Raw genomic sequence first — 6237 nt, forward strand, 5'->3', positions numbered from 1 at the left:
CGCGCGCCGGCGTCTTCCATCAGATGCTGCCTTCGGTCTCGATCACGAGGATGCGCGCTTCGCCGAGCGGATGTGCGACGTGCTCCGCGCCGGCCGTGGCGTGGAAGATGTCGCCCGTTTCGAGCACCGTCGCATGCTCGACGCCCGCTTCGCGGTAGCGCATCTCGACGCGTCCGTCGAGCACCGCGAGCACTTCCTCGTCTTCGTTGACGTGCCACCGATACGGCTGGTCGGTCCAGTGCAGGCGCACCGTGATGCCGTTCAGGGTCGCGATCAGGTGCGCGTCCCACGCGCGTTCTGCGGTGAATGTCTTGCTGCGGATGATGCTCATCGATCGGTTCTCCGGCGCGAATGCGCGTCGTTCTCCAGTTTCCCGGCCCTTGTACCGGTGCCCGCCTTTACTGCGCCATCGCGCGCAGCGCCTGTTCGATCGTCTGCTTGCGCCTGGCGAAGCCGGCCGCCGAGCGCTCGGTGACACGCTGTACGACCGCGGCCGGCGCGGTGTCGGGCGAACCGGCGTTGAACGGCGGCGCGGGCGCGTATTCGAGCTGCAGCTGAATGGCCTGTGCCGCCTCGTCGCCGGCCAGTTCCGCGGCGATCGTCAGCGCGAAATCGATGCCGGCCGTGACGCCGCCGCCCGTGATCAGGTTGCCGTCGCGCACGACGCGTTCGCGCACCGGCACGGCGCCCAGCGGTTCGAGCAGCGAGTGGAACGCCCAGTGGGTCGTCGCGCGCCGCCCGCGCAGCAGGCCGGCCACGCCGAGCAACAGCGCGCCCGTGCAGACCGACGTCACGTAGCGCGCGGCGGCCGCGCGCTGCTGCACGAACGCGATTGCTTCGGCATCGAGCAGCAGGTCGTTGATCCCGATCCCGCCGGGAACGCAGATCACGTCGAGCGGCGGACAGTCGTCGAACGTGCAGGTCGGCGCGAGCACGAGGCCGCTGCTCGACGCGACGGCGTCGCGCGATTTCCAGACCAGATGGACAGCTGCGTCGGGCAGCGACGAGAGCACGTCGTGCGGGCCGGTGAGATCGAGTTGCTGGACGCCCGGAAACACGAGAAGGCCGATATGCAGGGTCATGCGAGGACTCCGATTGGAAGGGAGGCGAGCCGTTGCCGGCACGGGATGGACAGATCGATTCTAGGCGCGTAGTGTTTGGCGAAATTGCCATATCACCCACGTTTTCAGCCAATCGCCATGCCTGCCGCCCCGCGTTCGATCCTGGTCCTCGCGTTCCCCCGTGCGCAGCTGCTCGACGTGTCGGGGCCGCTGCAGGTGTTTGCGTCCGTCAACGAGCTCGCGCTGGAGCGCGGCCTGCCCGCGCCGTATGCGCCGCGCGTCATCGCGGTCGAGGCGGGCCCGGTCGAGACGTCGTCGGGCCTCGTCGTGATGGCCGAGTCGCTGCGCGCGGCCGCGCGCCACCCCGATACGCTGATCGTCGCCGGCGGCAAGGGCGTGCATGCGGCGTCGAAGGATGCGCGGCTCGTGAGCTGGGTGCGCCGGCAGGCGGCGCGCACGCGGCGCGTGGCGTCGGTCTGCACCGGCGCGTTCCTGCTCGCGGAGGCCGGCCTGCTCGACGGGCGGCGCGCGGTCACGCACTGGGCGCGCTGCGACGAATTCGCCGCGCGCTTTCCGAACGTGCGCGTCGAATCCGATCCGATCTTCATTCGCGAAGGCGCGTTGTGGACGTCGGCCGGCGTGACGGCCGGCATCGATCTCGCGCTTGCGCTGGTCGAGGAGGATCTCGGGCGGGACGTTGCGCTCGACGTCGCGCGCGAACTCGTCGTGTTCCTGAAGCGGCCGGGCGGACAGGCGCAGTTCAGCGCCATGCTGTCGATGCAGCGCACCGACGACCGGTTCGGCGAGCTGCATGCGTGGATGGCCGAGCACCTGACGGCCGACCTGTCGGTGCCGGCGCTGGCCGAGCGGGTGCGCATGAGCGAGCGCAGCTTCGTGCGCCACTATCGCGCGGGAACCGGCCGCACGCCCGCCCGCGCGGTCGAGCAGATCCGCGTCGAGGCCGCGCAGCGCCTGCTCGGCGAAACGGCCTGGCCGGTCAAGCGGATCGCCGCGCGATGCGGATTCGGTTCGGAGGAGACGCTGCGGCGCAGTTTCGTGCGTGTGCTCGGCGTGTCGCCGCAGGGGTATCGCGAACGCTTCGTGCGATAGCGGACGCGACACGGCCGCCGTCCGCAACGAACAGGATGCCTGCCGCGTGGATCTGGACGAAACCGGATCGTTTTCCCGTGCGACATGCCGAGACTATTCGGGATGGGAGAACAATCGCTGGGGGCTTGTGCCGCGCCTGCCGCGCGCTCTATGCTGTTCCGTTGGCGATTCGAAGGGAGAGCAGCATGGACCGAATCCAGGCAATGGAAGTCTTCACCCGCGTGGTCGATGCGAACAGCTTCACGCGCGCGGCCGACACGCTGGCGATGCCGCGCGCGTCGGTGACGACCATCATCCAGAATCTCGAGGCGCTGCTCGGCGTGCGCCTGATGCACCGGACGACGCGCCGGCTGTCGCTGACGCCGGAAGGCGCCGCGTACTACGAGCATTGCATGAAGATCATCGCCGAGATCGCGGAGGCCGACGCGAGTTTCCAGACCGGCAACCGCAAGCCGAGCGGCGTGCTGCGCGTCCACATGCCGAGTTCGCTCGGGCGGCGCATCGTGTTGCCGTCGCTGTCGATCTTCCGGCAACGCTATCCGGACATCACGCTCGAGCTGGGCCTTTCCGATCGCTACGTGGACCCGGTCGAGGAGGGTATCGACTGCATGATCCGGGTCGGGCCGCTCGAGGATTCGTCGATGGTCGCGCGGCGCATCGGGATGCTGAAGCGCGTGACCTGCGCGTCGCCCGACTACCTCGCGCGTCACGGCGAGCCGCACGAGATTGCCGATCTCGCCGAGCATCATGCGGTGAGTTTCCGGTCGAGCCACGGCGCGCGGGCTATTCCGTGGGTGTTCATGATCGACGGCAAGCCGTTCGAGGTGCGGATGAACGGGAGCGTCACGGTCAACGATTCGGATGCCTACGTGACGTGCGGGCTCGAAGGGTTCGGGATGATCCAGCCGACGCTGTTCATGGTGCTGCCGAACCTGCTCGACGGCTCGCTGGTCGAGGTTTTGCCGGACTGCAATCCGAAACCGAAGCCGATCTCGATCGTCTATCCGCATAACCGGCATCTGTCGCAGAAGGTGCGCGTGTTCGCCGACTGGATCGCGGAGGTGTTCGAGTCGACGCCGTCGCTCGAAGGCGGGGAGAACTGGCGCGGGAGGGTGGGCGCGCAGGCGGCGACGCTGCAGAGAGGCACGGTGCCCGCGTGACTTCCTCTTCCGGGCCGTTTGCTGGTCGGTGCGGGGCGGTTGAACCCCTGACAAAGCCGACAGTTATCTTGTGATCGACCGATTCGTTAAATTCGCGCGGCGACTCTCCGCCTCCGGAGGCGCGCCGCGGCGAGGATGGCTGCGGCCGGAAGAATGACTCACGATCACCTTGGGGAACAATGTCGAAGTTCATGACGATCATCCGGCGCCTTGCGTGCCTGGCGTGTGCGCTCGCGCTCGGCGCGTGCTCGACCGATTGCGGCAATCTCCTTGCCGGCAGTCATTCAACGTCGTGCGATCTTGCGTGGGGCGCGGCGATCGTGGCGCTGGCGCCCGTGGCCCTGGTATCCGGCGCAATCGACGATCACCGGCAAAATGCGCGCGACGAGGAAACCTGGAAGCGCTGGAAGGCAGGCGATCCGCCGGTCGTTGCGCAATGCGTGGTGGACTGCCAGTTGCCGTTGCACGTGACGCAGTCCGACTCGGGCGAGGTCGAGCAGCTTTTCGCACGCAGCCTCGACCAGATCATCGCGTGGTGGGGCGAACACCCGACGCCCGGCCAACTTCCGGTCGTGGCGGTGGCCTACAAATTCAAGGGGCAGCGCCTGATGCAGTCGGACCCTGCCGCGGCCGAGGCATTCCTGCGCAAGGCGGCCGTCATGGTCGCGGAGCCGGAAATGGCCGAAGGCCTCAAGTCGGACTATTTTCCGGTCGGCGTCGTATTGAACAACCAGCGGTACTACGAGAAGGCGGCGCAGCAGATTCAGGAGAGCCTGATGGTGTTGCGGTTCAAAAAGGACGGCGCGGGCGCGGACGATTTCAGGTGTCAGCCTGTTGCGGCGTGGCCGCCGAGTTATCCGGTGAAGCTGGACGACGCTTGCAATGACGCGTATCGGAGGCTTTATGACCCGGGGTTCAAGACGCTTTCTTACACCTATCGGCGGGTTGATGGCGTCTATGAGCCGGAGTTGCAGAAATAGCATGTGGCTTTCGGCGGGCTGCCTTGACGCGGAAGGTTTGCATGTGGCGGCGGTCGTTCCGGATTTGCAGGCGCGGGAGCAATGGACGACAGGGCGTGTCAGCGGAGCATTCGCGTTGCCTTGTTTCGCTTCCTGCGAAGCAGGGCGGTAGCGAAGTCGGTAGAGGTGGCGCGAGCGGGTGCCAGAGGCGCGGCCCGTGAAGGGAAAATTTCTACATCACACGGCGCACTGAAAAAAGCTGCCGTTCCGAAAGGGGCGGCGGCTTTTTTCATTTTGGATGCCGTCTATGGCTACAAGGCTGCCGATGTTACCGTTGCAGTGGACAGCCTGAACGTCGACAGGAACCAGAGCTCGATCTGATTGACCGGTCTCGCGTGCAGCGGTGTGAAGTCGAAGTTAAACCGCTTGCCGTGCCGCGCGTTGAATGCCAGCCAGGCAGCCTGAGCGCGACGTGTATTGAGGTGTCCCCAGACTACGCGCACCTGTTTGTCCAGAAATGCAGCAGCCACGCGCGTCATGAAGGTGACCAGATCGTCTTGGGTATGCCGGCGCGGCACTCTGCCAGCACCTGTCCGGTATGCGCATTGAGCGGGGCAATCAACGGTTAGGTGCTGTGGCGGATATATGCGGGTTTGCAACGACGCAGTCATCCCTGCACGGGTGAGCGTCCCGGGTGCTTGTGCTCAACCACCTTAATGCCGGTCTTCTCGTCGATACTGAGCACCGCCGTGTTTCGTGGCGCCTTGCAGTACAGCCTGCAAATCACGTTGACCTTCTCGCAGAAGGCTGGATCGGGACTGTGCTGCCAGTTATGGATCTGGCACGGGCGCACGTTGCCGGCTTGCGGAATACGCTGCACATGGTTGCATGTTGATCTGCTCGACGACGCTGCGTTTCACAGCGCGCGCCGCAATCCCTTCAAGGGGCGGCGTAAACCGCCCCTCAGGTTCTGTGCTTCACAGGCCAGCTCAATCAACTGCAGTCGCGCTTCGTGCGTAATGCGTGGTGGACGGCCACTGCGCTTACCTTCACGAATGCCTTGGATACCTTGCCGGGCAATGCGCTTGCGCCACAGGCAGACCGTCTATACGGAGACCCCCGGTTCCCTCGCGATCACCATATTGGAGTGGCCCTCATCAGCCCATAACGCGATGCGTGCGTGCATCACATCTCGCTGTGCGGCCGCTTTACGCCCGATCAGCGAGAGCGGTTCCTGTCGTTTTTTATTCGCCAGCTTTACTGGTGTTGCTTGGTGGCCTCAATTCATCTTTCCGTGATGGTCGAGGTGGATTTTTATTAAAGTTATTTTCTTGATGTTATTCATCGATAAAGTCGAGGTGATGTGATGAAAAGTGTGTGAGAAATTAAAATTAATCAAATAAATAAATTTATTGCTTATTGGTGGATATTTTTTGGAATCAAATGTTAATCGATTTTTTTGAAATATCAAATATCGTAAAATCGTACTCGTCTGATAGATCTTGCAGCGCCTTCTGGTGTAGTTTTTTGCGAAAACCGTCTTTCATCAATCGAGATGGGCGAATCTGTGCAGACACGCGAAGCGTCAACACGATGAAGTGAATCGAGGCGCTGCTCTTGCTGAGACGAGGAATTCATGTACTTACCCACGCAGTCCCGTGTCGTGTCGATCAAGGGTATGGCGTTGCCAGAGGTCGCTGGAGACGCGATTCTCCTGCCGATCAAGCTTCGGGGTAACGAAGCGCTCGGCGAGCTTTCCGAATTCACGCTGGAACTCAAGACCTTGAGCATGCCGACGCTGCCCGTCTATGCGGCGCGCGAACGGATCCAGGCGGACAAGCTGATTGGCACCGAACTGACCATCTCGATTGAATTCGACGGAAAAGGCACGTTCGTTCCCGGTGTGCCCGGCGGCGCGGGGTTGGGTAATCTGGGTGCGGGCAAGCG

The 6237-nt window shown here is 63.8% G+C and carries 7 protein-coding genes and 1 pseudogene; 5 read left to right on the forward strand and 3 right to left on the reverse strand.

Translation table 11 applies throughout. From position 1 onward, the window contains the following. Positions 1–19 precede the first annotated feature (19 nt). Together GQ56_RS0136230 and GQ56_RS0136235 are read right to left on the reverse strand one after the other, a co-directional pair. Positions 20–331: a cupin domain-containing protein gene (locus GQ56_RS0136230; RefSeq protein WP_031403291.1), complete on the reverse strand. Its 312-nt coding sequence runs from the start codon at positions 329–331 to the stop codon at positions 20–22. A gap of 67 nt (positions 332–398) precedes the next feature. After that, on the reverse strand, positions 399–1082 hold the full coding sequence (locus tag GQ56_RS0136235) for a DJ-1/PfpI family protein (protein WP_031403292.1): 684 nt from the start codon (positions 1080–1082) through the stop codon (positions 399–401). A gap of 117 nt (positions 1083–1199) precedes the next feature. Here GQ56_RS0136235 and GQ56_RS0136240 point away from each other — a divergent pair, with 117 nt between their 5' ends. From GQ56_RS0136240 to GQ56_RS45150, 4 genes are all read left to right on the forward strand, one after another. Continuing rightward, positions 1200–2171: a GlxA family transcriptional regulator gene (locus tag GQ56_RS0136240; RefSeq protein WP_031403293.1), complete on the forward strand. Its 972-nt coding sequence runs from the start codon at positions 1200–1202 to the stop codon at positions 2169–2171. Positions 2172–2356: 185 nt separating this feature from the next. Then, a complete protein-coding gene (locus tag GQ56_RS0136245) occupies positions 2357–3331 on the forward strand; it encodes a LysR family transcriptional regulator (RefSeq protein WP_031403294.1) in 975 nt (324 codons plus the stop codon). A 179-nt stretch (positions 3332–3510) separates the two neighbouring features. Then, positions 3511–4311 carry a hypothetical protein gene (locus GQ56_RS0136250; protein ID WP_031403295.1) on the forward strand — a complete coding sequence of 267 codons (801 nt, stop codon included), beginning with the start codon at positions 3511–3513 and terminating at the stop codon, positions 4309–4311. Between the two features lie 81 nt (positions 4312–4392). Further along, positions 4393–4671, forward strand: a complete 279-nt coding sequence (locus GQ56_RS45150; RefSeq protein ID WP_152601965.1) for a hypothetical protein — start codon at positions 4393–4395, stop codon at positions 4669–4671. Positions 4672–5206: 535 nt separating this feature from the next. On the opposite strand, the gene GQ56_RS47310 is transcribed toward GQ56_RS45150, so the two are convergent. Beyond that, positions 5207–5386, reverse strand: coding sequence for a helix-turn-helix domain-containing protein (locus GQ56_RS47310; protein WP_152603438.1), 180 nt, complete (start codon positions 5384–5386; stop codon positions 5207–5209). A gap of 540 nt (positions 5387–5926) precedes the next feature. Between GQ56_RS47310 and GQ56_RS39770 the strand changes: the two are divergent. Further along, a pseudogene (locus GQ56_RS39770) lies at positions 5927–6237 on the forward strand (type VI secretion system Vgr family protein); the annotation flags it as partial.

This window comes from Burkholderia paludis, assembly GCF_000732615.1.
In the GTDB taxonomy this organism is placed as follows: domain Bacteria; phylum Pseudomonadota; class Gammaproteobacteria; order Burkholderiales; family Burkholderiaceae; genus Burkholderia; species Burkholderia paludis.